The organism is Nostoc sp. (assembly GCF_036917935.1).
Taxonomy (GTDB): domain Bacteria; phylum Cyanobacteriota; class Cyanobacteriia; order Cyanobacteriales; family Nostocaceae; genus Nostoc.
On the sequence record NZ_JBALEL010000062.1, the window covers coordinates 14,660 to 39,953 of the forward strand.

26 protein-coding genes and 2 pseudogenes are annotated in these 25,294 nt (G+C 42.6%); 14 read left to right on the forward strand and 14 right to left on the reverse strand.

The genetic code is table 11. The features are described 5' to 3' along the window. The first annotated feature begins 171 nt into the window (after positions 1–171). On the forward strand, positions 172–591 hold the full coding sequence (locus V7K62_RS26685) for a hypothetical protein (RefSeq protein ID WP_334869460.1): 420 nt from the start codon (positions 172–174) through the stop codon (positions 589–591). 82 nt (positions 592–673) lie between these two features. Here the strand turns inward: V7K62_RS26685 and argB are convergent, their stop codons facing one another. Beyond that, positions 674–1,570, reverse strand: coding sequence for an acetylglutamate kinase (gene argB / locus V7K62_RS26690; protein ID WP_334869462.1), 897 nt, complete (start codon positions 1,568–1,570; stop codon positions 674–676). 365 nt (positions 1,571–1,935) lie between these two features. Between argB and V7K62_RS26695 the strand changes: the two genes are divergently transcribed. The 5 genes and pseudogenes from V7K62_RS26695 (at position 1,936) to V7K62_RS26715 (ending at position 3,619) form a co-directional block, all read left to right on the forward strand. Next, positions 1,936–2,163, forward strand: a complete 228-nt coding sequence (locus tag V7K62_RS26695) for a hypothetical protein (RefSeq protein ID WP_334869463.1) — start codon at positions 1,936–1,938, stop codon at positions 2,161–2,163. After that, on the forward strand, positions 2,153–2,314 hold the full coding sequence (locus tag V7K62_RS26700) for a PIN domain-containing protein (RefSeq protein WP_334869465.1): 162 nt from the start codon (positions 2,153–2,155) through the stop codon (positions 2,312–2,314). Before V7K62_RS26695 ends, V7K62_RS26700 begins: the two co-directional genes overlap by 11 nt. Positions 2,315–2,421: 107 nt before the next feature. After that, a pseudogene (locus V7K62_RS26705) lies at positions 2,422–2,685 on the forward strand (Uma2 family endonuclease); the annotation flags it as partial. Positions 2,686–2,902: 217 nt separating this feature from the next. Further along, the gene (locus tag V7K62_RS26710; RefSeq protein WP_334869467.1) at positions 2,903–3,169 is read left to right on the forward strand and encodes a hypothetical protein; all 267 of its coding nucleotides are present in this window, start codon (positions 2,903–2,905) and stop codon (positions 3,167–3,169) included. Between the two features lie 3 nt (positions 3,170–3,172). After that, complete coding sequence (locus V7K62_RS26715; protein ID WP_334869469.1) at positions 3,173–3,619, forward strand: type II toxin-antitoxin system VapC family toxin; 447 nt, start codon at positions 3,173–3,175, stop codon at positions 3,617–3,619. Positions 3,620–3,811: 192 nt separating this feature from the next. On the opposite strand, the gene V7K62_RS26720 is transcribed toward V7K62_RS26715, so the two are convergent. Continuing rightward, positions 3,812–4,357 carry a shikimate kinase gene (locus tag V7K62_RS26720; RefSeq protein ID WP_334869471.1) on the reverse strand — a complete coding sequence of 182 codons (546 nt, stop codon included), beginning with the start codon at positions 4,355–4,357 and terminating at the stop codon, positions 3,812–3,814. Positions 4,358–4,621: 264 nt separating this feature from the next. On the opposite strand from V7K62_RS26720, the gene V7K62_RS26725 reads away from it, so the two are divergent. Next, positions 4,622–4,768, forward strand: a complete 147-nt coding sequence (locus tag V7K62_RS26725) for a DUF433 domain-containing protein (RefSeq protein WP_334869474.1) — start codon at positions 4,622–4,624, stop codon at positions 4,766–4,768. Here V7K62_RS26725 and V7K62_RS26730 read toward each other — a convergent pair. After that, positions 4,752–4,931 (reverse strand): annotated as a pseudogene (locus V7K62_RS26730) (NB-ARC domain-containing protein); the annotation flags it as partial. The gene V7K62_RS26725 and the pseudogene V7K62_RS26730 overlap by 17 nt on opposite strands. A 485-nt stretch (positions 4,932–5,416) precedes the next feature. Here V7K62_RS26730 and V7K62_RS26735 point away from each other — a divergent pair. Next, entirely contained in the window at positions 5,417–5,611 is a 195-nt protein-coding gene (locus tag V7K62_RS26735) for a hypothetical protein (protein ID WP_334869476.1), read from the forward strand. Between the two features lie 19 nt (positions 5,612–5,630). Here the strand turns inward: V7K62_RS26735 and V7K62_RS26740 are convergent, their stop codons facing one another. The 3 genes from V7K62_RS26740 to V7K62_RS26750 all read right to left on the reverse strand — a co-directional run bounded on the left by V7K62_RS26740 (position 5,631) and on the right by V7K62_RS26750 (position 9,488). Further along, a complete protein-coding gene (locus V7K62_RS26740; protein ID WP_334869844.1) occupies positions 5,631–6,329 on the reverse strand; it encodes a LapA family protein in 699 nt (232 codons plus the stop codon). Between the two features lie 166 nt (positions 6,330–6,495). Beyond that, positions 6,496–7,116, reverse strand: coding sequence for a flavin prenyltransferase UbiX (locus tag V7K62_RS26745; protein ID WP_334869478.1), 621 nt, complete (start codon positions 7,114–7,116; stop codon positions 6,496–6,498). A gap of 17 nt (positions 7,117–7,133) precedes the next feature. Next, on the reverse strand, positions 7,134–9,488 hold the full coding sequence (locus tag V7K62_RS26750) for a ribonuclease R family protein (RefSeq protein WP_334869480.1): 2,355 nt from the start codon (positions 9,486–9,488) through the stop codon (positions 7,134–7,136). A 1,125-nt stretch (positions 9,489–10,613) separates the two neighbouring features. On the opposite strand from V7K62_RS26750, the gene V7K62_RS26755 reads away from it, so the two are divergent. Next, positions 10,614–11,498: a hypothetical protein gene (locus tag V7K62_RS26755; protein ID WP_334869482.1), complete on the forward strand. Its 885-nt coding sequence runs from the start codon at positions 10,614–10,616 to the stop codon at positions 11,496–11,498. 306 nt (positions 11,499–11,804) lie between these two features. On the opposite strand, the gene clpP is transcribed toward V7K62_RS26755, so the two are convergent. Beyond that, entirely contained in the window at positions 11,805–12,416 is a 612-nt protein-coding gene (clpP, locus tag V7K62_RS26760; RefSeq protein ID WP_334869485.1) for an ATP-dependent Clp endopeptidase proteolytic subunit ClpP, read from the reverse strand. 478 nt (positions 12,417–12,894) lie between these two features. Here clpP and V7K62_RS26765 point away from each other — a divergent pair, with 478 nt between their 5' ends. The 4 genes from V7K62_RS26765 to V7K62_RS26780 all read left to right on the forward strand — a co-directional run bounded on the left by V7K62_RS26765 (position 12,895) and on the right by V7K62_RS26780 (position 16,770). After that, complete coding sequence (locus V7K62_RS26765; RefSeq protein ID WP_179065022.1) at positions 12,895–13,050, forward strand: hypothetical protein; 156 nt, start codon at positions 12,895–12,897, stop codon at positions 13,048–13,050. A 148-nt stretch (positions 13,051–13,198) separates the two neighbouring features. Beyond that, positions 13,199–15,256, forward strand: a complete 2,058-nt coding sequence (locus tag V7K62_RS26770) for a thioredoxin domain-containing protein (protein ID WP_334869487.1) — start codon at positions 13,199–13,201, stop codon at positions 15,254–15,256. A 108-nt stretch (positions 15,257–15,364) separates the two neighbouring features. Continuing rightward, positions 15,365–15,961 (forward strand): molybdenum cofactor guanylyltransferase, encoded by a 597-nt coding sequence (locus V7K62_RS26775; protein WP_334869489.1) that lies wholly within the window; start codon positions 15,365–15,367, stop codon positions 15,959–15,961. Between the two features lie 182 nt (positions 15,962–16,143). After that, on the forward strand, positions 16,144–16,770 hold the full coding sequence (locus V7K62_RS26780; protein ID WP_334869491.1) for a chloramphenicol phosphotransferase CPT family protein: 627 nt from the start codon (positions 16,144–16,146) through the stop codon (positions 16,768–16,770). Positions 16,771–16,884: 114 nt separating this feature from the next. Here the strand turns inward: V7K62_RS26780 and V7K62_RS26785 are convergent, their stop codons facing one another. From V7K62_RS26785 to V7K62_RS26805, 5 genes are all read right to left on the reverse strand, one after another. Further along, positions 16,885–18,384 carry a family 10 glycosylhydrolase gene (locus V7K62_RS26785; protein WP_334869493.1) on the reverse strand — a complete coding sequence of 500 codons (1,500 nt, stop codon included), beginning with the start codon at positions 18,382–18,384 and terminating at the stop codon, positions 16,885–16,887. A 516-nt stretch (positions 18,385–18,900) separates the two neighbouring features. Beyond that, positions 18,901–19,305, reverse strand: coding sequence for a photosystem II protein Psb27 (gene psb27, locus V7K62_RS26790; RefSeq protein ID WP_334869495.1), 405 nt, complete (start codon positions 19,303–19,305; stop codon positions 18,901–18,903). A gap of 239 nt (positions 19,306–19,544) precedes the next feature. Next, positions 19,545–20,234 carry a phosphatase PAP2 family protein gene (locus V7K62_RS26795; protein ID WP_334869497.1) on the reverse strand — a complete coding sequence of 230 codons (690 nt, stop codon included), beginning with the start codon at positions 20,232–20,234 and terminating at the stop codon, positions 19,545–19,547. 153 nt (positions 20,235–20,387) lie between these two features. After that, positions 20,388–21,131, reverse strand: coding sequence for a COG4705 family protein (locus tag V7K62_RS26800; protein ID WP_334869499.1), 744 nt, complete (start codon positions 21,129–21,131; stop codon positions 20,388–20,390). 134 nt (positions 21,132–21,265) lie between these two features. Beyond that, positions 21,266–22,033: a COG4705 family protein gene (locus tag V7K62_RS26805; RefSeq protein WP_334869501.1), complete on the reverse strand. Its 768-nt coding sequence runs from the start codon at positions 22,031–22,033 to the stop codon at positions 21,266–21,268. Between the two features lie 303 nt (positions 22,034–22,336). Here V7K62_RS26805 and V7K62_RS26810 point away from each other — a divergent pair, with 303 nt between their 5' ends. Further along, positions 22,337–22,822, forward strand: coding sequence for a PepSY domain-containing protein (locus V7K62_RS26810; protein ID WP_334869503.1), 486 nt, complete (start codon positions 22,337–22,339; stop codon positions 22,820–22,822). Positions 22,823–22,845: 23 nt separating this feature from the next. On the opposite strand, the gene V7K62_RS26815 is transcribed toward V7K62_RS26810, so the two are convergent. Next, positions 22,846–24,078 carry a sensor histidine kinase gene (locus V7K62_RS26815; RefSeq protein ID WP_334869505.1) on the reverse strand — a complete coding sequence of 411 codons (1,233 nt, stop codon included), beginning with the start codon at positions 24,076–24,078 and terminating at the stop codon, positions 22,846–22,848. Between the two features lie 58 nt (positions 24,079–24,136). Next, on the reverse strand, positions 24,137–24,811 hold the full coding sequence (locus tag V7K62_RS26820; RefSeq protein WP_334869507.1) for a response regulator transcription factor: 675 nt from the start codon (positions 24,809–24,811) through the stop codon (positions 24,137–24,139). Positions 24,812–25,294 lie beyond the last annotated feature (483 nt).

Sequence of the window (25,294 nt, forward strand, 5' to 3'; positions counted from 1 at the left end):
CTTATACAAAAATTAGCACTGTTTTTATTTTGCCAATGCCAGCAATCTTTTTGGAATCTTTTCAAAAGCTGGCAATCGGAAAGTGGATAAACTTCTAAAATTTTAACTAAGTAGCTGCGACTATTTTCTGATTAAAAATTTTGGTATCTTATGCAGGTGAGCAAAATTATCTTGAAAATCAAGCATTCGCAACTGAATTGGCTCTTCGCAGGTATGACTTTAGCAGTGATGGGTGTAAGCATTGCTCCAGCTACCGCCCAGCGTGCGATCGTGATTGATGGTGGTTATGGAGTTAGGCTCTCGCCTTCTGTGGGTTCCTTTATTTATGGTAGTCCGATTCCCATGCCTATGCCTGTAGACCCAACAACGGGACTCATGCCACAACGCAATCATTACCGCGATTATTCCTATCCCCACGTAAGGCAAAACATCAGAAATTCCACCCTGATTAATCCCATAATTCGCGATTCAACCCTAGTTAATCCGGTGATTATCAATAATTCATGGCGTCGTACACCATTTAGCGGCGGGCGATGTCTGACGACAAGCTGCTTTGCACCTACGCGGGTTATTATTACCTATCCCCGGTAGGGAAGTGGGGGAGCAGGGGAAGCTCACGTTAATTTACACAAAATTACAGTTACAAATCATCCTCTCCTGCTCTCATCTTCCTCTATGATGTAAATTGCGAACCGAGAATCATTGTTCCGATCCCAACATCAGTAAAGATTTCTAGTAACAGGGCGTGGGGAATGCGACCATCGATGATGTGTGCTGCACGGACTCCTTGAGCAAGCGATCGCACACAACAACTCACTTTGGGAATCATCCCACCGCTAACTATACCATCGGCAATCAACTCGCGGGCTTCGCGGATATCTACTTTCGGAATCAAAGTAGATTGGTCTTTGTAATCTTTTAAAATTCCACTGGTGTCGGTCAGTAAAATTAACTTTTCTGCTCCTAGTGCAGCAGCGATTTCTCCAGCTACAGTATCGGCGTTAATGTTATAAGCTTGCCCTGTCTCGTCTGCGGCGACGCTAGACACCACCGGAATATAGCCATTGCTAGCGAGGGTGTCTAAAATCTTGATATTCACATTGCTGACTTCCCCCACAAAACCGATGCCTTCTTGACCTTGGGGACGGGCTGTAAATAGATTACCGTCTTTACCGCAAAGTCCGACAGCCAATCCACCAGCTTGATTAATTAGCGCAACAATTTCTTTGTTAACTCGACCAACTAAAACCATTTCTACCACATCCATTGTGGCGGCATCAGTGACTCGCAGACCATTCTTAAATTGTGGTTCGATGCCCAGCTTATCTAACCAACTGTTAATTTCTGGGCCACCACCGTGTACCACAATTGGACGCAAGCCCACACAGGATAAGAATACAATGTCACGGATAACTTTGTCTTTGAGTGTGCTATCTTTCATCGCTGCGCCACCGTATTTGACAACAACAGTGCGACCGGCGAATTGTTGAATATAAGGTAGTGCTTCGCTTAGTACACGCACACGAGTGGCTTCATCTTGCCTGATGTATTCAGAATCGTTGTCCGTCATGAGGAGCCGCCGTTAAGAGTTAAAACCTATTCCAGTCAGTGTAGAAGACTTTGTAACCTGTAACAATGTCTCATAGCTGCCAAGACCAAAATAAGCTTTTTGTATAAGTATCACTCACGAAAACCTACTTTTAAGATACAAGATTAAGTGCCGTGTTAGCGGAACTCAACATTATAAATAAACTGCTTAATGTTGGGTTACACTCCGTTCCACCCAACCTACAAGGAATTGCGATTCTACTCAACATTATAAATAAACTGCTTAATGTTGGGTTACACTCCGTTCCACCCAACCTACAAGGAATTGCGATTCTACTACCATAAAATAAAGACTAGCAACCAGAATCGAAAATTATCAGGATAAATATGGATACGCCGATTCTCGATCGGCTAATTGAAGAATTAAAAGTTATGCCTGAAGACTTGCAATATCGAGTACTGGAGTTTGCCAGAACTTTAGTAGGTTCGCAAATTCATGGTGTTCCAGGTAAACAATTATTAAATTTTGCAGGAACAATATCGCCAAATGATATTCAGTTGATGCGCGAAGCAATTGAACAAGGTTGCGAACGGGTTGATATAGATGACTGCTAGATATCTACTTGACACTAATATTATTATTGCTTTATTTGCAAATGATATAGGAGTAAATAATCAGCTGGTAAATGCAGAAGAAATATTTATTCCTAGTGTTGCTATTGGTGAACTGTTTTACGGTGCAAGAAAATCAGCGTTAACGAAGTAACGCACCCTACAAATTAACTATTCCCACATTATCTGACGCAACATAACAGCGATCGCTCCTTCAAACCTCTAAAATTGAAATCATTCGGCTGAAGCTAAGGAATGAAAATGACCACGCTGCTAATTCAAACTGAAAGCACACCTCTAACGGTAAATTTCCCCTCCCTTGTGCAGATGACAAATGAGCAGTTCTACGAATTTTGTCAAGCCAATGGAGATTTACGAATTGAGCGTACAGCCAGTGGGTAAGTCATCATTATCTCCGCAGCTTTTTCAGATACGGGCAACCGTAACTTTAACATTGCTGCACAGCTTGGGTATTGGACTGAACAAGATGGCACTGGCATAGGCTTTGACTCCAGTACAGGTTTTATGTTTTGAGAACGCTAGGAATTGCCTCAAGTACTCGCTTGGCAACGTCTTCAGGTCTATAATAACAGAAATGTATGTTCTAATCTTTGTTATAGCGGTTCTCGGTTGAGTGAGGTACAAGAACCCCACCCCCAACCCCCTCCCCGCTCTTCGAGAGGGGACTATGATGTACCGCATCTGAATGGGAAACGCTATATCAACGAAACAAGGAGTTATTATGAATGTGAAGCTAATAGACTCACTAGCACATATTATCAAATCTCTCACATTAGAGGAAAAAATGCTGCTAGAAGAAAAAATCAAGACAGAAATTAATGAAAATATCAGTGTAAAGTCGTCTAAAATATTAGCTTCATCAGAAAAGAATAATGATTTAGAACAATGGACTAATAAATTGCAAAAGTGGTCAGAGCGTCATCCTAAAAATATTCCGATGTTGTCGGATTATGGTGTAAGCCGTGGCGGTATCTATGAAGAAGATTAAAGCATGGCATTTCTAATTGATACAAATATTATTCTCCGTCTAGCACAGCTAGAACATCCAATGCGTGCTGATTCTTTAAATGCTCTGAGTATACTAAAAACGCAAGGAGAAGATTATTATTTAACACCACAAAACTTAATTGAATATTGGCGCACCTGTACTCGTCCAACTGACAGAAATGGTTTGGGGATGACAATTGCTGATACTGATGCTGCGTTAACAGATTTGGAAGACGTGTTTACGATTTTACCAGACATACCGGATATTTACGAACAGTGGCGTCGATTGGTTGTTAACTACGGAGTTATGGGAGTTAATGTACATGATGCCAGATTAGTCGCAACAATGTTAGTACATGGACTAACGCATATTATGACATTTAATATTAGAGATTTTACTCGCTACGCCGAAATAACTGCTGTACATCCTACAGAAATTGCATCTCGCTAGAAAGTACAGATATTTGTCATATTTACAAAATCCTCTTGAAACTGGGTTTCTCTCAAAATCAACATTTTTACTTAGTAATTAAATATAAGATCAAACCTCACCCTCAATCCCTCTCCGTGAGTTCGGAGAGGGAAGCCGGAGGCAGGGTGAGGTTTTATATTTAATTTGACCCACTTACTTATAAGTTTTCTGTTAATGAGAAACTTGTGTTTTGAGAACGCTAGGAATTGCCTCAAGTACTCGCTGGGCAACGCCTTCAGGTGTATCTCCCTCCCGCTCGGTGATGTGCAAATCGGCTTGAGAGTAAAGTGGTGTTCGTTGTTCGAGGAGCGATCGCAATTTACCTTGAGGATCAGCATCTTGCAGCAGTGGTCTTGTGGTATCCTCAGTTAGACGGCTGTAAATTATCTCCACTGGCGTATCTAGCCACACTATCAAACCGTGGTGCAAGTAACCCCAATTTTCTCGCCGCATTACAATGCCCCCACCAGTTGCTATAGTCAACTTTGTAAAAGCACAAACTTGTGAAAGCACGTCGCTTTCTAACTGGCGAAACCCTGCTTCACCAACTTGTGCAAATAACTGATTGATAGATTTACCTGTTGCTTGAGCAATGACATCATCGGTATCTACAAACCCATAACCTAGTTCCTTTGCTAGTAAGCGCCCTACTGTCGTCTTACCAACGCCCATAATACCAATTAAGTACAGGTTGACTCCTTGTAATAAGCTGCTCATCAGTTGCTTCGCTCCAATTATGAGTTCTGAGTCACAGTTTCAAATTATAAACCCAAGACTCATATATGCATATTCAAGCGATCGCACTTCCTCAGTCTCAATTACAGATGAGCGATCGCTAATAAACCGATAACTTATAATATAATTTTCTTCTTATAGGAGTGTTCTTGGATAAAATGTCTCAGATACCAGTAATCTCATAACACATTGAAATTACTCTGAGTGTGTGGGGGGAAACCGCGTATTGCTGGACACCGAATTACAGTGCAAGATATTGTTATTTGGCACGAACGGATAGGGCTTTCCCCTGACGAAATTATTTATCATTATCCCAGTATCACTTTAGCTGATGTCTATGCTGCTCTAGCTTATTACTCAGCATTTATTCTATCTATTTATATAATCCATTAGAAAAATAAACTCTAACAGTACTGCTACTACGACTTTGATAACCGATATTAGTAATTTCCGCCGGAATACAACCACAAAGTAAACATCAGAGAAATTTCTTTTAAACGGATATCAAGCCTTTTCCCTTTGCGGATATCAAATTTACATCTAACTTTTCTAACTTTCAATTATTTTTAACTTCTACAAATTAAAACGAATCAACTGCCGTCCTGAATGTATCTAAAGTAACTTAGGCAATAGATTAACGATTCTTCTGTGAAATTACCATAAATAATAAATGATGAATTTCAAGTAACTTGGTAATTGCTGCATAGCGATCGCTATGCTTAACAAAAAAATTAACATAGCTTGTTTGAAACTTTATCCAAACAATTTCTGTCTATCTAAATAATCAGGATTTCTACTCTGGTGGGCAATTTTAAGTATACACAATACTGTGTTTTTAACAGCACATGGTCGTTATTCTAAAAGTTCAGTTATAACAAGACCCGCTCAATTAAATGTTTCTAATAAAGGTGTAAATAATGACTGATTTACCGCGATCGCTAAAAAAAACTTTGCAAAGTTGAAATTTTGACACAAAGACTACTGCATATTTCACCCCATTAAGCCTGAATGAATAAATATAGTATGAATGAGGTGTCAACTATGACTCGAATTCGTGACGTTGTACAAAAAGCTTTAGCAACTGGCTATTTGACAGTGGAAGCTGAAGAGCAACTACGACAACTGTTGACTACCCGATATGACTTAGAAGATTTTAATGCTTTCATGACTTTGCAGGAAGCTGCCATGACTGGTAAGGTCAAGCAGGAGTCTAGAGAGCGGTGTGGCATCAAGTAGAGACGTAGCCCGCTACATCTCACCGACGGGGGCGTTTACCATCATCCTCAAAATCATCATCATCCTCAAAAAATTCCCAATCATCATCATCAGCTTGATTGGTAGTCGGCGGCTGATAAGGGGGGATGATTACCCGGTAATCAGCATCGTAAATTGATTCCGTTTTTCCCGCCGCCGTATTTTTTGGCTCGCGGTAGCTGTAGGAGTAAACTGAACCAGACCGAGAACTGCTTTTGGCTTCTGATTGACGTTCGTAAGTTGTTGAATCTCTAGGCTGTTGAGCTTGAGGATTCGGAGTAGGCGCTGACTCTGACTGTTCATCAAAGTTCCAATCATCTCCACTGCTATTTGTCTCCCAATCATCAAATACCTCATTGCTAGGCTCTTCTTTTTTACTAGCTGGTGGTGGAGGACTGGCAGGACGAGATGTCGGTTCTGCTCTCCGGGTTGCCTTGACACGAGTTGAAGTGGCGGTTGCTCTGTTAAAAGTTTGGCGTTGTCCTCCCACAAAATAATTGGATAAGTTAAATAAGGTAGCAATCAATATAGATGTGAAAGCACCAGTGGCAGTACTGAACAAAATCCATATCGCTAGTGGTAATGGTTGAGTTCGCACGCCCAAAAATACTAGCGATAGGGCAGGTGAGAAATTTTGGACTAACAACAGCGTTAGTCCTCCCAGTACTGCCACCAATAGAATTAAGCGAATTACAGCCATAGCAATTTTGTCAGTTGTCATTTATCAGTGGTCAGTTGTCAGTGGTCAGTTATCAGTCTGATTATTCTTCGCTAATTACTGCTTACTGACTACTGACACTATCAGCCATCTCTATCATTACCCTTTTAGGACTATTGTGAAATTTACAATAAATCCACTGAGGGCGTTAGCGACGGCCTTGCCACCGCTGAATTGGGATGCAGTCAATATCTAGTTGATCTAAAGCACGGGCAACTACAAAATCAACTAAATCCTCAATGGTTTGGGGATTATGATACCAGGCGGGAATAGCGGGGACAATTCTAACTCCAACTTCTGCTAAAGAGGTCAAGTTACGTAGGTGGATGAGGCTAAAAGGCGTTTCACGTGGGACGATGACCAGCTTTCGCCCTTCTTTGAGTTGGACATCAGCTGCCCGTTCTAGTAAATCGGAACTCAAACCCACTGCTAGCTTTGCCACTGTACTCATGCTGCATGGAATAATCATCATCCCCAGAGTGGCAAAGGAACCACTGGCAATCCCGGCTCCAACATCACTCCAAGGATGACAGCGGAGTTTCCCGGAAAGTGGAACTCCAGCTTGCTCTCGCCAGAATAATTCTTGCCCGGTTGGTTCTGGTGGCATCCGAATTTCCTGTTCTGACTGCCAAACCATGTAAGTTGATTTAGAGGCAACCAATTCAATACTATACTCCGCTTCTAGCAAAAATTTGATCGCGCGAACAGCGTAAATCAGACCAGATGCGCCCGATACGCCTAAAATTAAAGGTTTAGTGTTATTTGACACGGAAGTTTTACTTAATTTTACTCATCCTCCGAGTAAGGGTCTAGGTCATCAGGCTCAATGTCATTTGGTAAGTAGAGGTCTGAAAGCTCCTCCTGGGAATCATTGCCAGTTAAATTTTTGGCTACGCCATCGCTGCCGACTGTTACCAAATCAATTTGCTGACGGTAGTAATCGACACTCTTGACTTGCACGGCGACGCGATCGCCTAGTCTATAAGAAGCGCGATTTTTGCGACCAAAAAGTGCCTGTTGTCTGGCGCGATATTCATACCAATCATCTTTGAGAGAACTGACGTGTACCAATCCTTCCACCCGCAAAGGCACACCAGGATTACTGCTGGACTCCACCTCGGCGGCTGGCACTTCAATTTCCACAAAGAAACCGTAGGATTGAACCCCGGTAATCACACCTTGAAATACCTGACCGATGCGTTGCTTCATCAGTTGGGCTTTTTGCAGTCCGGCTAAATCGGCTTCAGCTTCTTGGACTTCTTTTTCTCGGTCGTTGATTTGGACAATTACCCTAGTTAAATCGCTTTGCAGTTCTTGTTGCAATTCTGGGGGTAAAACGTTCCAGTTAATTTCCTCATGGCTGGAGGAGTGGCGCAGGTTAACGCGCTCTCTCACACGGGTATTGCGGCGATCGCGTCCGTTTTCGAGTAGCGTGTAATACACTCTCTGCATGAGCAAATCTGGGTAACGCCGCAAGGGAGCGCTAAAGTGGACATATTGCGGTAATGCCAGACCAAAGTGAGATCCTTTGGTGGTGCTGTACGCAGATGGCTTAAGTGTATCTTGTAACAAATAGGTAAGAACTTGCTCCGAGGGAGATTCCGCAAAAGCTGTGGTCAAATGTTGATAATCTAAGGGTTGGATATCGACTTCCGGATCTAGTGTGAGGTCAACGCCTAAATTGACTGCCAATTTCAGCATTTCCTGGACATCTTCAACATCGGGAGTACCTTGGACTCTCCAGATGGCGGGAATACCAAGGGCATTTAAGTGAGTTGCAAACAGTTGGTTAACTAACAGTACCAACTCTGTGAGTAGCGATCGCACTGGTAAATCATTCACCGCTACAGTCCCTAGAATCCCCTCATCATAGTAGGCGTTTTGACTGGGCGGCAGATTCAACTGGAGGCTACCACGAGTCAAACGTACTTGTTTGACAGCTGTTTGCAAGGCTTGGAGATCTTGCAGTATTTGGGAAACCTGTGGTGATTTATCTTCAGCTTCACCTGTAAGAATTGCTTGAGCTTGTTCTGTAGTCAGTGCAGTCTCGACCTTAATTACACTGGGTTGAATTTCCCACTCCAGCACTTGCCCAGATTGGGGATCAATGGTAATTAAAAAAGAGATGGTTAAGCGATCGCTCCCAGGTACTAAAGAACAGCGTTCTGCCACCGTTGTAGGTAATATTGGCAACACCAATTCTCCCAGATACACGGATTTGCCCCGTTTGAGTGCTTCTCTATCTAGGGGTTCATCAGGTTGGACATAATGAGAAACATCAGTGATATGAACGCCCAAAAGCCAATTTCCGGCTAAGTTTTTTTCTAAACTAAAAGCGTTTTCGATAACTTTGGTATCGCCATTTACCCCTTCAATAGTGAGAGTAAACAAATTACGTAAATCTAGGCGATTTTTCAGGTCTGCTTTCAGCAGCTTTTTGGGTAACTTGGCGGCTGCATCTAAGACATTATCAGGAAAAGTCCGGGAAAGGTCGTGTTTGCACGTAACTAAATCTATATCAGCAGCAGCTTCGGCATCGCTACCGAGGATTTGCACCACTCGACCAAGGGGAGGATATTGTGCCAACGGGTAACGCAAAACTTCTACATGAACCAGGTGATCGATCGCTTCTTCCAGCTTTGCTTCGTTAGGTTGAATCTTGAGTTCAAACAGCAATCGATCATCTAAAGGCACAGCCCGAAAACCAGTTTCCACCTGCTTAATTCGTGCCAGTAAAGTGTGGTTAGAACGTTCGAGAATTAGTTTCACCTCACCTTCAGGAGAGCGACGGCGACTGCCTTCTTTGAGAACTCTCACCAAAACGCGATCGCCATTCCAAGCATTACTCAGATGACTTTCGCGGATGTAAATATCCTCAGCGCCTTCTACATCTTGAATAGCAAAGCAAAAGCCCTTACTAGAACAACGGAGTTTTGCCTCAATTATTCCCTCTTCTGAAAGACGGCGGTACTTGCCCCGTTCCTTCACTAAAATACCGATTTTTTCCAGAACATCTAAGGCAATGTGAAGTTTTTGTAAACTTTTTTCATCTTCACAGCCAAGTTTCTTTTCTAAAACCTTCCGAGCTACCAATTTATCATCGGTGAAATTGGCAAGGAGTGTAGCGATTGAAAATTCCATGCAGTGAACCGACCTTTGGTCAAAACATCATTTGTTGTTTAATCTGGTTCTTTTCTGTATACCCTCACGGCTTACAGAAACAAGCTGGAAACTAATTGCCCTGAAGCAAGCTTCCTAAGTTCTAAGGAAAGGAAGCCCGACCCAGCAAGAGGGGGAAACTACTCCCGCAGTTCCTTTGCAAAGAAGCCGACCCACGGACAACTCTGGGTGTCTACGAACTTCTCACTGCATGATGCTCTCAGAATTCGCCTGCGTTCAAGTCCCTTCACCTAACCAAACTTCAGATTGCACGCCTGATTTCAGATTTAGCCCCGCTAGGTAATTACGCGACGGGTTTTTGAGAAGCTGGGTTTAGAGAATCCATACTGCCCAAAAGCGCTATGCAGCGGAGCCACTGCGGTGAGGCAGCCCCCGTCTTCTCCCTTGGCGTTAGCAAAGACGCGAAGCGCGATGGCGGTTCCCGTCGTTAGCGCTAGCGGTAGCGATAGCGCAGCGTTAGCGAGGAACGAGCGTCGGAACGAGCGTCTGGGGGACTGCCGAACCCGGAGGGTCTTCTTCCTTGGCGTTAGCCTCTCCCTTTGGGAGAAGGGGAGACGCTAAAAGCGTTAGCGAGTCTGCGAGCGTCTGGGGTCTCCCCAAGTGGAGCAAGTGGCGTGGAAACTACAGGTGTTTGATTGTCTAGCGAAAAGGTAATTTTACGCCATTAGACTCTGATTTTTAACTAGGAGGAACTGCCGGTGAACCCAATTTTCCCACATGTAGAATCGGTAACAATTAGGTAAGCAGCTTAATAAGCAGTGAGGGCGAACCTTATCTCCATTATTGTAGATTTAGAGCGCACTTCCAGAAAATAGTTCTAGATATCGAGTTGGGTAATCAGTATAGCATTGCAGGCAAGACTACACAGGTAAGTTAGCACTTGCTAAAAGTTTCGTCAAAAAACACCTACTGCTACAATTAGGACATAAGGCAAAGCAAGAATATTACTTTAAAAGGGACTGGGGATTGGGTATTAGGGATTGGATCTTAGGGATTAGGATTAAAATAATTCTTTCCCAGTCCTCAGTCCCTAGTCCTCAGTCCTCAGTCCCCAGTCCCCAAAAGATTTAGATTGGTAGCAGTATTATGTTGGCTCAATTCCAGAGCTTGTATCCCAAAGGTAGTCTGATTTCTGAATTAGTGCAAATTTTTCAAGGAAAATATATTGTCCGGGCAAGCGTGCATATTGAAGGCGTAACCCGTGCTACGGGTATGGCAGCGGCAGAAACAGTAGAAGCAGCAGAAGACCAAGCCAGAACCAGGGCGCTGATAGTTTTGGGTATTACAAACGCGCCACAAGAATCAGTGGCATTGACCTCAAATCCAATTTCCCCGGCACAGCTAAATCCTTCCTTGAATACCAAAGGTGGGTTAAATGAACCTGCTGCCTATTCCTCTGCAAAAGATGAGGATTTTGTTAGTAGTCAATGGCCAGTGGCCAGCGACAAAGAAATATCTATCCCACCCTCCAGAGTACGGAATATCAAACCAGAAGTAGTAACAAGTAACGAACAGTACGGGTACAGCAATGCTGCGCCCCTAGCAAGCGATACCTATAGCCAAGATTTAGGTCAAAACTTTCCTGTGACTCCCCATCGGGAGCTAGAATTTGATCCTCCAGTTGAAAACTTGGAAATAACCTTTGATAACCAGGTGGAAAATCAAACCTTTCCAGCAATTTCTGCCAATAATGTCACACCGTTTACACCTCGGAGTTACAGCCCTCAAGAGGATGTCGCTACCCCTTCAGTGACAGGAAAGAGAAAGAAGAAAGCTGAACCCGTGGATTTATCGGATGTCATTGCTAAAACAGATGTCGAACTTCAGCGTTTAGGCTGGACACCAGAACAGGGACGGGAATATCTGATAGAAACATACGGTAAGCGGGGGCGTACTTTACTAAGTGAAGAACAATTACACGGATTCCTCAAATACCTCCAATCTCAGCCAGACCCAATAGCGGGATTTTGATTTGTCATTGGTCATTTGTCATTAGTCATTTGTCAGGACTAATGACTAATAACGTAGGCTGTTGAAACATTGACACTCCCCCCTTTAGAAAAGGGGGGAGTGTCAATAAAGAAGAACTACTATTATTCCTCAACTACCTAGAATCTCAACGTACAGTAGAATACCCCACGGATATTGACGCGGAATATTAAGTACTTGAACAGATCACCCATTCCAAAAATAACCCCTTTTCATAAGTGAAGAGGGGTTATTTTTAGGGTTTTAGAGAATTAAAAGTGGTAAATCACCATTTGCCAATCGTGACTATTAATTAACAAGAGCAACTGCTGGGCGACTACCGGCAGCGTGACGGTCAATCACTTGGTCAATCAAACCATATTCCTTGGCTTCCTCTGGCGACATGAAAAAGTCGCGTTCAGTATCTTCAGCAATCCGCTCAATTGGTTGACCAGTATGTTCAGCTAAATAGTTATTTAGCCGCCGCTTGTGGTACAGAATTTCCCGCGCCTGAATTTCAATATCAGTCGCCTGTCCTTGAGCGCCGCCTAGAGGTTGATGAATCATAATCCGAGAATGGGGTAGACTCATCCGCTTACCCTTAGCACCAGCACTGAGGAGAAAAGCGCCCATACTCGCCGCCAATCCGGTACAAATTGTACAGACATTAGGGCGAATATGTTTCATAGTGTCAAAAATGCCCATACCAGCCGTCACCGAACCACCGGGAGAATTGATGTACATATATATGTCTTTCTCCGGGTCTTCAGCATCCAAATACAGCAGTTGGGCAACAATCAAGTTAGCAATGTTGTTATCAACTTGTTGTCCTAAAAAGATGATGCGCTCACGTAACAGCCGTGAGTAGATGTCAAAGGCGCGTTCACCTCGACCCGATTGTTCAATAACGATAGGAATCATGGAAGCGTGTTTGTGGCTACTTTAAATACATTTTATCGGTGACAGCACGAAACTGGGGCTGATCTCTACTATTCCCAGGTAGATATAAGTAAATCTTGGCTATTCTGTCTTATTCAACTAAGGAGCAAAATGTGTTTTTGCAATAGATTCAACCTCTAAGGGCACTTTTTAGCGACAAAAGCTGTCTAAGAGAATATCCCGATTTAGGGAAGAATAAATCAAAAAACTTCAATTGTCGCTAATCTTATATCTCGGACTTTGCTGCACAACCTTGGCGATGTGGTGATTAGACCGATAACCGAAATCCGAATTGCTTAGGGAATTATGTTAATTTTCGGTAACATTTTAAACATTTTTTTAGGATTTACCTCAGCAATTATCAAGTTATTTTTGTTAGATTCAGTAAGTATATAGTACGAGGTGTATTTAGAATAACCAGTCATACTTGAAATGCTATCCACTCAGAGAGAGACGTGCCATGCTGGAAAAACTTATACAAGCCGCCATCATCACCTTTTTGCTCCATCTGATAGCAGGACTTAGCCCAAATACTTTAATTCAGACAAAGACAGCATCACCTATGCAAGAAACGCCACCAAATATTGTTAGCTTGCTATTGCGATCTTTTCAATAAGAATGTTTCATAAGTTGCATAGGTGTAAGTCGGCGCAAATAAATCCAATACAGACCTAACCCCCAACCCCTTCCCTACAAGGTAAAAGGAGTAAGATTCCTGGGAACAGGGTAGACTGAGCAAAGAAGGCAACTACTTGCGTTTGATCATGACTAATCGCCTTGCTGAAGCTAAGAGCCTCTATCTCCGCAAACACGCCGAAAACCCAATTGATTGGTGGCCTTGGTGTGACGAAGCACTTGCAACTGCAAGGGCGCAAAATAAACCGATTTTTCTCTCCATTGGTTACTCTAGTTGCCACTGGTGTACTGTCATGGAAGGCGAAGCTTTTTCTGATATTGCGATCGCACACTACATGAATACCAATTATCTTCCCATCAAAGTAGACAGGGAAGAAAGACCTGACCTCGATAGCATCTATATGCAAGCTTTGCAGATGATGAGCGGTCAAGGGGGTTGGCCTTTGAATATTTTTCTTTCCCCAGAAGATTTAGTGCCGTTTTATGCTGGCACTTATTTCCCTGTAGACCCGCGCTATGGTCGTCCGGGATTTTTGCAGGTGTTGCAAGCACTTCGCCGTTATTACGATACAGAAAAAGCGGATTTACAGCAACGCAAAGCCTTAATTATTGAGTCTCTGCTCACGTCTGCGGTGTTGGAAGACGGTACAACAACTGAGCTTGAAGACCATGAATTACTCCGCCAAGGTTGGGAAACCAGCACACGCGTAATTACTTCTAGTCAATCTGGCAACAGTTTTCCGATGATTCCCTACACAGAATTAGCATTGCGGGGATCTCGATTTAATTTTGAATATCGCTACGATGGCAAGCAAGTTTGTACCCAGCGAGGACTAGACTTAGCCCTGGGAGGCATTTACGACCACGTGGGTGGTGGTTTTCATCGCTATACTGTTGACCCGACTTGGACAGTGCCCCACTTTGAAAAGATGCTCTACGACAATGGACAGATTGTGGAGTTTCTGGCTTCTTTATGGAGTACAGGAATACAAGAGCCAGCGTTTGAGAGGGCAATTGCTGGTACTGTACAATGGCTGAAGCGGGAAATGACCGCGCCGGAAGGTTACTTCTATGCTGCTCAAGATGCCGACAGCTTCACCCAAGCCACGGCGGTAGAACCAGAAGAAGGAACTTTTTACGTCTGGAGTTACAGCGAACTACAACAACTGTTAACGCCTGAAGAATTAACGGAATTACAGCAGCAGTTTACTGTTACCCCTAACGGTAACTTTGAAGGACGTAATGTTTTGCAAAGACGCCATTCAGCTCAACTGAGTGCAACGCTAGAAACGGCACTGAGCAAGCTGTTTACTGCTCGTTATGGCGTTAATTTTGAGTCCCTAGAAACTTTCCCTCCGGCTCGTAACAATCAGGAAGCAAAAACCACTAACTGGCCAGGTCGCATTCCCTCAGTCACAGATACGAAAATGATTGTCGCCTGGAATAGCTTGATGATTTCTGGGCTGGCTAGGGCTGCTGGGGTTTTCCAACAACCGTTATATCTGGAATTAGCAGCACGAGCGGCGAATTTTATCTGGAAAAATCAGTTTGTCGATGGGCGTTTCCAGAGACTCAACTATCAAGGAGAAGCAACCGTTTTAGCGCAGTCTGAAGATTACGCTTTGTTTATTAAAGCTCTCTTGGATTTACAAGCTTCTAACCCTGAGCAGAAGCAATGGCTAGAAAAAGCGATCGCTATCCAAGATGAATTCAACGAATTTCTCTGGAGTGTAGAGTTAGGTGGTTATTATAACACATCTAGCGATTCGAGTCAAGATTTAATTGTTAGAGAGCGTAGTTATGCAGATAATGCGACACCATCAGCTAATGGAATTGCGATCGCTAACCTTGTGCGTCTGGCCCTACTCACCGATAATCTAGATTATTTGGATTTAGCGGAACTTGGTTTAAAAGCTTTTAGAAGTGTGATGCATCGCGCTCCCCAAGCCTGTCCCAGCTTGTTTACAGCTTTGGATTGGTATCGTAATTCTACCTTGATTCGCAGCACAACTGAGCAGATAAACGCTTTGATCCCCAAGCATCTACCGGCGGCTGTGTTTGCCATAACATCTGATTTACCAGAGGGAAGCGTTGGGTTAGTTTGCCAAGGTTTGAAGTGTCTGGCACCAGCAGAAAATGTAGAGCATTTATTGCAGCAAGTCCAGAAAAGTCAAAATAGAGGGTGATTTTTAAACGCATAGGGGCGCTGAGGTAGGCAGAGTTTTTTAAGCGAATTAGCTAGGAACTTAGGAAATTCTGCACCTAGTCCCTAGAAACTAATTCGATGTATAACTATGACGAACCGAAGCGAATTAACCGCAATTGTGTTAGCAGGGGGTAAGAGTTCTCGCATGGGTCAGGATAAAGCCTTGATTCCCATTGAAGGAGTACCGTTGTTGCAGCGAGTTTGTGGGATTGCTAAAGGCTGTGTTGATGTTGTTTATATAGTCACTCCCTGGCCAGAACGCTATCAAGATTTCCTTTTGCCTGGTTGTGAGTTGATTCGGGAAGTGCCTTTATCTGGAGAATCTCTAGCCCACGGGCCTCTAGTTGGTTTTGCTCAAGCGCTAGCTGAAGTAAAGACAGATTGGGTGCTGCTGCTAGCTTGTGATTTGCCGAGGTTGCGGGTTGAGGTGTTGCAAGATTGGGCAAGTAGACTTGATAGTGTAGCGGATAATGCGATCGCAGCTTTAGCGGAACATCCTAAAGGTTGGGAACCTCTGTGTGGTTTTTATCGCTGTCGCTGTTTGCCACAACTTTTAGAGTTTATCAACCAAGGGGGGCGATCGTTTCAACAGTGGCTTCGGCAATATCCTGTAGAAGTTTTGCCCTTAGCAGAACCCGAAATGCTTTTTAACTGTAATACACCAGAGGACTTGGCTTTAAGTTGAGTTGGGACTTAATCAATCGTGAACTGAACCTGCGGAAACTCTGGTAATAAAGTCGTTTTTCGGATGATTTGAATTCACCTCTCTAGTTTTGAAGAATTTTTTGTGCTTTCAATTGCCTGTTTAACGTTTTAGCCCTAACGTGGAACTGCTAACTATATATATTAAGCACACGAGGAGTGATCATGGGGCAGATACAGGAGCTAGGACAGATTATCATCCTAAATGGTGTCCCGCGATCGGGGAAGTCGAGCATTGTCGCAGTGATCCAGGAGACATTTGATGGTCTGTGGATGAACTTGGGTGTCGATAGGTTTATGCCAATGACTCCCGCCCGATACCTACCTGGGATCGGTCTGCGTCCAGGCGGAGAACGCCAGGACATCGAACCCCTCGTTCCCATTCTCTACAGCGCCATGTATGAGTCTATCGCCGCCCACAGCCGCTTGGGTCTGAATGTCGTGGTTGATGTCGGACACCATAACGCCTACGCAATCGAGCGGAGCATTCTCGCCGATAGTGCCCGACGTTTGAAAGGATTGCCGGTCTTGTTCGTAGGCGTTCACTGCCCCATCGAGATCATTATGGAACGACGACAAAACACGGGGTGGAACGTGGGAAATACAGCCGACTTCACGTTGCCACATCCGGTTCAGTTATGGCAACGTGAAGTCCACATCCCTGGCATCTATGACTTGGAAGTTGATACCTCGTTGTTAAGCCCCGGTGCGTGTGCCGAGGTGATACGCCAGCACCTCGCAGATAGTCCAGCACCGTCGGCATTCCAACGACTCGCTGCACACCATACTTAAGCTGTAGTTATGACTGTGCTTACTAGATTTGGGATGAATTGTAAAGTGTGTGATTCTAATAAGTTGAAAGTTGAAAGGGAAATTCAATCCCTTTTCACTACTTCTGCAAGAAGTCTACTTAACTCGACAGAATTTGCGATCGCTATCACTCTGAGGATATTGCCAAGAATAGGCAAAATGGCTAACTCCCTTCAGCTGGGGGGAAAATTGTCGAAGTGCTTGCATTTGTACTTCTAGGGATGGACGATTACTGACGGATTTTCCCCACTGACCAGCTAAAGCAGGGATGATCTGCGTACCCGGTTTTGCCATACTCAAAACCCGTTGCACTTGCGACACGATACAACTAACATTACCGCAATTCCCATAAGCCATAGGATGCCACTCTAATGTACTAGGGAACCGATCCCAAGGTTGCAAACGGGAATCATACCCTTGTCCGACAGTTTGGTTGCCATCAGGAAAAAACACCACTCCTGTGGAAATACCTTGCTGTTTTGCTGGGTAACTAGCGATGGTGACAAAATCTAGAATTCCTTGCATAGCGTGGGCAACGGCAAGCTGCCACAACTCCCATTGTAAAAGTGGTTGTCTATCGGTTGTACGCAGGATTGACTTTTGTGCTAGTGGGAGAGTGCGGCCTTGCCACAGAGGTTCTCCTTCTTGAGGATAAAGTTTATCAACTTCCGCGATATCTCCGGCGCTGACGAATCCCTTACTCAAAAAGCGGCGAATCAAGTCCAGCCCTTTGTAATTCTGTGCCCGTTTAAATAAAGCTTCTTGGGTTGCGGGACTAAATAGCCATAAATCTGAAACTTTGGTGGCGATGGAATCACTTCCAGCTTGGCGGGGATAACGCACGTAATCCAATAGCAAACCATCTGGGCGACGGCGCAAAACTTCTTGTACCAATTGGTAGTAGTCGCGTTTTGCTTGCGGGTTGTAGGGGTCGATAAATAGTTGAGAGCCATTATCTACCACATATAAACTCGTTTGACCTTTGCCATTACGAGCGATCGCACCTTCTCTATCTGGGCGCTGGGCGTAAGTATAGCCGAAATTTGTGGTAAACATCCAGGCGTAGACCTTCAAACCACGTTGCCGACCTTTTTTAATTGCCGTGGCAAGTATATCGATGTTTTCTGCTCCTGGGGTGCGAATCACAGCAGGCCAAACCGTCGGGTTAGCTTTTGCTGGTAATAATACCTGCCCATCGTAAAATACTTCTAAATAAACTTGGTTATAGCCACGATTAACAATCCGATCCATAATCTGATCGATTATTCCTGGCTGAATGTCGCAGGGATACAAGCGTAACCAAATGGCTTGGGTTTGCGGCCAAGTCCGAGTGCGACATTCCTTTAATTTCTGCGCCTGTTCTTGTACTATGCTTTGGTAGCGCGTTTGAGCATCTTGTTTGCCTTTTAGGGCTGACAAACGTAAGTTTTCTTTTTCTTGCGCCGCCGCTGATGATAACTGACAATACTCAGTTACTTGCGCCCTTGCTGGTTCGCTTCCCAAGTTGGTGAGCAACGAACTACTAGTAAAAACAGCAGCGAACAAGCGCCGCCAAAATAATGTTGATCTTGCAACGTTCAAGGGACAGTTAGACATACCTACCAGTAGATGAACAAATTCAAAAGAGTTTCAGACGTGGATTTAAGCTCCGACTATAGCAAGATCCCCTAGGGTAACTGAGTGGAGGCGGAGTGGCTCCAACTACGGACGTTCGGTCTTAAACCCTTTAATTTGCGATAATCATCGATCCCAACTCAGATAATTGTGGGCAAGGTGTATCGAATTATATAGTTAAATACTAAGGGTTTTAAAACCTATTTTTTCAAGACTTCCAAAGGTCTATTTCCGTTGCCGTATTCTTTTATAGCCCTTCCCGGTGCATGAAGTACATATAAAAACCTCACCCCTAACTCCTCTCCTTGCTAAGAAGAGGGGAGATAAAGCACAGCTTTATCGGGGTGAGGTTAAGCTATTGGCTTTTAGCTAGGAGAGTGTCGATAAGTTTAGCTGAAAGTTTCAAACTCAGGATTAATAAAGTTGACAAACAAAATAGTCAGGAGTCAAAAGTTTTGACTCCTGACTATTGATGATGGAGTAGGCAATAGTTAATTGCTAACCGCCACGTTTCAACGCCGCCTCTACCTGCTGCAACTCTTTGTCTAGACGATTTTTGAGTTTTTCGGGTAGGGGACGATTTGGGTAAGAACTGTAGTATCCAGCTAAGGAATTGAGGGCTGTTCGTATGGTTGTAAACGAGCCAAGACCAGAAACAGAGTTAACCCGCTGGTAGCGAGCTGAAAAGTCATTAATTTTTTGACGCGCTTCTGCTTGAACTGCTGCTTTGTCTGGTGAATCTTGTGAAATATCCAGAGCTTGTCTCATAATATTGACCACAGCTAAGGTGTCTTGACGATAATCCCCAGTCAAACTATCTGGACTGCCAGAACAACCCATTAAGCCGATAGCTACAACCAAAACCAGCGCAAGCAAACGCGACCAATAGCGCTTCATATGCATTAAGTAAAAGAATACGTAAATCAACGTCCATCCTATCTTGGATTGGTAACTTGGGGATCAATTGAGTGAGCAGTAGGGAGTGGGGAGTAGGGAGCAGGGGTGTTTGATTCCCCAAAAGACGCTCATTTACAAGCATCCTGGGCAAAAAATCAGGTGATTAAAAAATCTGATTGGACAATTATCATCGCTATATTTTCTCTGCGAAGTCATAGAATTAGAGGTTGATCGGATTTAATCAACTAACTTTCTCTACGTAATCTTTGCAATTTCAGCATCGTAATACATATCATCAGCCACAAAAAACCGACTCCATAACCTGCAATTATGTCTGTAGGCCAATGAACTCCTAAATATAAGCGGCTGATACCAATAGCAGCAATTAAAATAACTGTCAAACTGTAAATAACTTTGGCAAAATGAGGATAGTGAGTTGCCAATTCGTAAGCAATAAAACCATAAAGCACCATAGAACCTAGTGCATGACCACTAGGAAAACTAAAAGATTTTTCAGAAATCAAGCGATGCCAGAGTTCAGGGCGAGGTTTAGAAAAAAACAACTTTAGCCCTGTATTTAAAATTAATCCTCCCAAACAAGCAAGTACAAAAACTTTCGCTTCTTCTTGGTAACGTCGCCACCAAAGTAACAAAATAGTAACTACTGCAACTAGAACTACTGTACTAGGATTACCAAGATTTGTAATAAACAGCATTAAATTATCTAAGTTTGGATTGGCGAACTGATGTAGCCATAACAGAAAAATAGTATCAAATTTAAAAGCTTCTTGCTCCAAAACCTCTTCAGCCAGTTTTGCTAAAACAAAAAGAATGAGCAGACAACTAGCAAGTCCAATAATACCAATTGTGGTAATTAAGGGAGCTAAACGAGGATGTATATGACGCAACCATAAATTAGAAACTTGTCGAAGCATACTTTAATGTTAATCATCGTTAGAAGGCGTAACTACATTAGTCTTCTCTGCTTTAGAGCAGTGAACAGGATACAGACTCCAAGTATCGATAGAAGAACTTATAGATGAGCCGATAGTACCAAAATTGAGACCACCTTTATCTGCTGAAACGCATCACTCAATTGGGTGACGTACTTTTCTCTCCTTTCGGACGGAAAAGAATAGGACAACTGCCAGCAGGATAAAGGCGATCGCTGAAGCATATTCCCTTGGCAGTGATAGACCGCCACTTTTGACTGGTTTGGTGAGAAAATCTCCGAAGGTGGCTCCGAAGGGACGTGTGAAGATGAACGCGAGCCAGAATAGGAGGATATCGCTCAACTTTGTTACGTAGTGAAGGGCAATGACAACACCAATGACGCTGGCTGTCACAAATGCGCCCTGGATATAGCTCAGTCCCAAGTTACTTGTCAGAAAGTCACCAAAAGCGGTTCCCAAACTGTTGGAGAACACGACAGCCAGCCAATAGGTCGTCTCTGCATCTTTCCTGATGATCGGATAAACACTCAGATCCCGATCGCGGTAGTACCAGATGCTAAGAACGCTCAGAAGACCGGCTACCAGAATAAGCGATCCCACTGCGTAGCCCAGCCCAAAAGATCGATCCATCAAGTCTGAAACTTCGGTTCCAGCTGTGGTTGTAGCGATGATGGCTGCCCAATAAAGGGCTGGACGATATCTGTCGGATTGAATTTGGAAAAACAGGAGAATAGCCAGAATGGTGAACGTTACGGCAAAGGCTACGTAATACCCCAGTCCAAGAGACATTGAGATGAAGTCACCTGCCGTCTCGCCGAGCGTCGTGGCGATGATCTTCATGATCCAAAAGGAAATTGTGACTTTTGCAACTTTGTTCATTTCTTTTTCACAATAAAAAATAGTAAGTCATCGTAGATAGAGAATGCTGACTGTTGCTGCGATCCCAAATTACCACCAAATTGCTAGGTCACAAACAGAGAAATGCCCAAGTTGAGAAGGCGATCAATCGCTAATTAGTCTTGTCGATCAATCGGCTGTAAAGCTAATTTCTTTTGCTTAAGGCTTAAGTAAATAACCAGGCTTACGATTATAGAAATAAAAAGCATACTGGTTCCGACAGTACCAAAACCAAAGCCACCATTTGTAGCAGATTGGGATAGTAAATCACCTATAGATGCTCCCAGCGGACGAGTTAAGATGTAAGCTAACCAGAATGCCAAAACTGCATTCATCCACAAGTAATAATAAGCGATCGCTATAATTGCAATTGAAGCACCAAATATCAGTGCCGATTGTACATAACCCAGTCCCAAAGACTCTGCTAATAGGTCTCCTGTTGCAGTGCCCAAGGCAAACGTAAACAAAACAGCCACCCAATAAAAAAGCTCTCTTTTAGCTGTATTTATGGAGTGCATGGCTAATGTTTTTTCGTTGGAATACCAGAGTGCAAAAACTACCAACAAGGAAATACTAAAAATTACAGTAGTTGTCACCAAACTAACTCCAAGTTCGTCTACCAATCTATCAGTGATCAGTGTGCCAACGATACTTATCAAAACGACTACAAACCAGAAACTTGCTGGAACATAACGTTTAAGCTTAAACTGATTCAACAGCGCAATCAATAACACGCTGCTCATAATGTAAGATGTAATGCCTAAACCAAGGTTCAGGGTTGCTGACAGAAAATCTGCTGCGGTTTCACCTACTGTGGTTGCCAAAACCTTAATAATCCAGAAGTAAATTGTCACCTCTGGAACCCTGTTTAAAATCTTATTCATAATCTTTCTCTCTCTTGATTTTTCCATAGAAGTGAGATGACATCACATCTTAAAGTTACCTGTGTTGTCAGAAATTACTGAGTGATTGTACTTTACACAGCAAAAGTCAAGAAATAGTCAAGATTTTATTGAAAAAGTAATTTACTTCTAATATAGGCACTAGAAATAGCTGAAATGTCTCATTAAAAATTAATTTCATAATTTGATATTAAATTTGTTGAATTCAAACCAATCTTGACTATTTCTTGACTTTTATTACCTACTGTGAAAGTACAAACCCAGACTTCAAGGGATTTTACAAGTATGAAGACTTCAACAAAAATCATTTTGGTAGCAGCTTTTGTTGGTACTTTGGGATTTGCTGGATTGTCGAGAGTTGTTTCTGCAAAACAACCACAATCTTTCGTAGCAATTGTGCGTCAGCATCATCTTGCTACCAAAGTCGCTGAAGCCAGTGATGGTGACGGTGAAACAAACGACGATGCACAAGAAGCGGCAAAACTGCAACCGCTAGCTAAAATTACAGCACAACAAGCACAGCAAGCAGTTGAAGCATCTGTGGGAGGTAAGGCAAAAAATGTCAAACTCGAAAATGAAGATGGCAACTTAGTTTATGCTGTAGAAATTGGTCAGCAAGATGTTAAGGTCGATGCTGGTAATGGGAAAGTTCTCTACGCTGAAAATGCCAATCAACAAAATGAGAAGAATGAAGCCACTCATCCTAAGAGTAGTATTCAAGTTAAAGAAACTAGTGATGGCGATCGCGAAACCAATGATGATGGCAAGTAGCTAGAGAACTTAAAATCAAATTGTTAAGAAGTTGGTAAACGCACAGTAAAACAACTACCAACTCCTAATTGACTCGTAACACTAATTAATCCACCGTGATTTTGAGCAATAGCTTGGGCGATGGCCAGCCCTAAACCAGAACCACCTGACCAATAAGAACGAGACTGATCTGCTCGCCAAAAACGCTCAAAAACCTTGTCGATATACTCTGGTGCTATTCCCACGCCTGTATCTTGCACGTTGACATAAAGCTGGGAACCGACACGACTGGTTTTAATTTCGACTGCGCCTGCCGATGGTGTGTAGTAAAGTGCGTTTTCAATTAAATTAGTAAACAGTCGCGTTAATTGAACTGAATCACCTATTAGCTGAAGATTAGCAATTAATTGAAATTTCAAGTTAATTTTTTTGCCTTCAGCTTGAGGTTTATATAGTTGTATTAGGTTCTCTAATATTGATGTTAAATTGAGAGTATCCCTATTTTGATTGGAAACTTTATCAGTGCGTGCTAACATCAGTAAATCTTCTGTGAGGCGAGTCATCTGGTTAGTAGCGTTGGCGATCGCCTGAAACTTTTCTGCATCTTTTGGCCCAATTTCTTCTGGATATTCTAACGGTAACTCAGCATTAATTTTGATAGCCATTAACGGACTGCGTAGTTCGTGAGAAGCATCAGCAGTAAACTGTTTAAGCCTTTCAAAACTCTCCTCAATAGGTTGCATTGCTTGACGAGTTAGTAAAATTCCGCCAATACTACTCAGAACTAAAGTTATAATAATCCCACCACCTAATCCCAAGTCTAGTTTTTGGAGGGTTTCATCAAATTCTTCTAAAGATTGACTCACCCTCACATACCCAACTAGCTGACCATTATCGCTAGCAATAATTGGTACAGTTACTGCTTGGATAGGAATTTTACCAGTCTGAACTTGTACTATTTTGTTTGGTAAAAAAGGTAAAGTTAAAACAGTTTTTCCTTGTTGGGTAATCAAATTTCCTTGAGTATCAAACCATTGCAAAGCTTGATGAGAAGCAATTAAGTCTTGTGGACGAAAGTCACTTTCAACTGTCAGGCGACCTTTTTCAAATTCTACATTTGCAGCTGCACCTTTCCCTATAGCTAAGAGTTTATCTGTGATTTGTTCAGTCAAGCTGCGAGTGAAAGCAAATCGGACTGCGATCGCAAATATTCCCAGTAGCGATGCAAACACAACTAAGTAAGACAACAATAAACGATATCTGATTCTTTGAAACACATTATGTCCGCCATAAATTTGTTAATTTTTATTTGAAAAAGTGATAATTTTTAATATTCTACTTATGTGCTAAACGATAACCAATGCCATAAATATTTTCAATCAAGTCTTCTGAACTTCCAGATACTCTAAGTTTATTCCGCAAGTTTGTAATATGAGTTTTAACACTTCCTTCTCCCGAAGATTTATCAAAGTCCCATAATTTATCAAGAATTGCCGAACGAGTAATAACTTGATTTGGGTTTCTCAAAAAATATTCTAATATCATATATTCTTTAGGAGTTAATAATAAGATTTTTCCTGCATAAGTAACCTGTTGAGTTGCTGGGTCTAGTTGCAAATCACCGTGGATTAAAATCTGGGGACGAATCTCTGGAGTTCTTCTAGCTAAAGCTCTGATGCGTGCTGCTAACTCTTTTAATTCAAATGGTTTAACCAAGTAATCATCAGCACCAGCATCGAGTCCGATAATTTTTTCGCCTGTTGTATCTCGTGCCGTCAGCATTAAAATCAGAACATTACATGAAGCAGCGCGTAAACGCTTACATAAAGCAATTCCATCTAATTTAGGAAGCATTAAATCTAATAAAATTAGCTCATACAATGCTGATTGCGACCATTCCCAAGCTGCCAAGCCATCAGTTGTTATATCCACAATATGGTGTTGTCGTCTTAAAAATTCGGCTAATGGCTTCGCAATGCGATCGTCATCTTCAACTACCAAAATTCTCATAATGCTCTACCTATAAATTATTAAGGTTTTCTAACACGATCCAGAATTATCCTACCTACAAGGTTAATTTTAAATGTTTTATCATCTATTCTTAACCTGAAGTTAATCTAGTTTAATTAATGTTCCTATGAACAATCAAAAATATGTAATACCAATCAAGCTGATTCATCAAATGACCAATTCCTAATTTCAATGTTTACTTCAACAGAGGTAACGAAAAATGGAGGAATTAACACTTTTGCTATTTAGTAACCAAATACCTTTGTAACCAAGTATGTTTCACAAATTTTTGTATTGTTTTAGCTTAGTTAGGTTTGGTTATAAAACTATTAATTGCTAATACCCACAAGCCTATAGGACTAGTATTTGATTTTTGAAATGTACGTAGTGGACTGTCTAGGCTTTAATAGTGCATTAGACGTAGACTTTTGTTGGGTGGAGGCTTTGCGTAACCCAACATATATCAGGATGTTGGGTTACGCA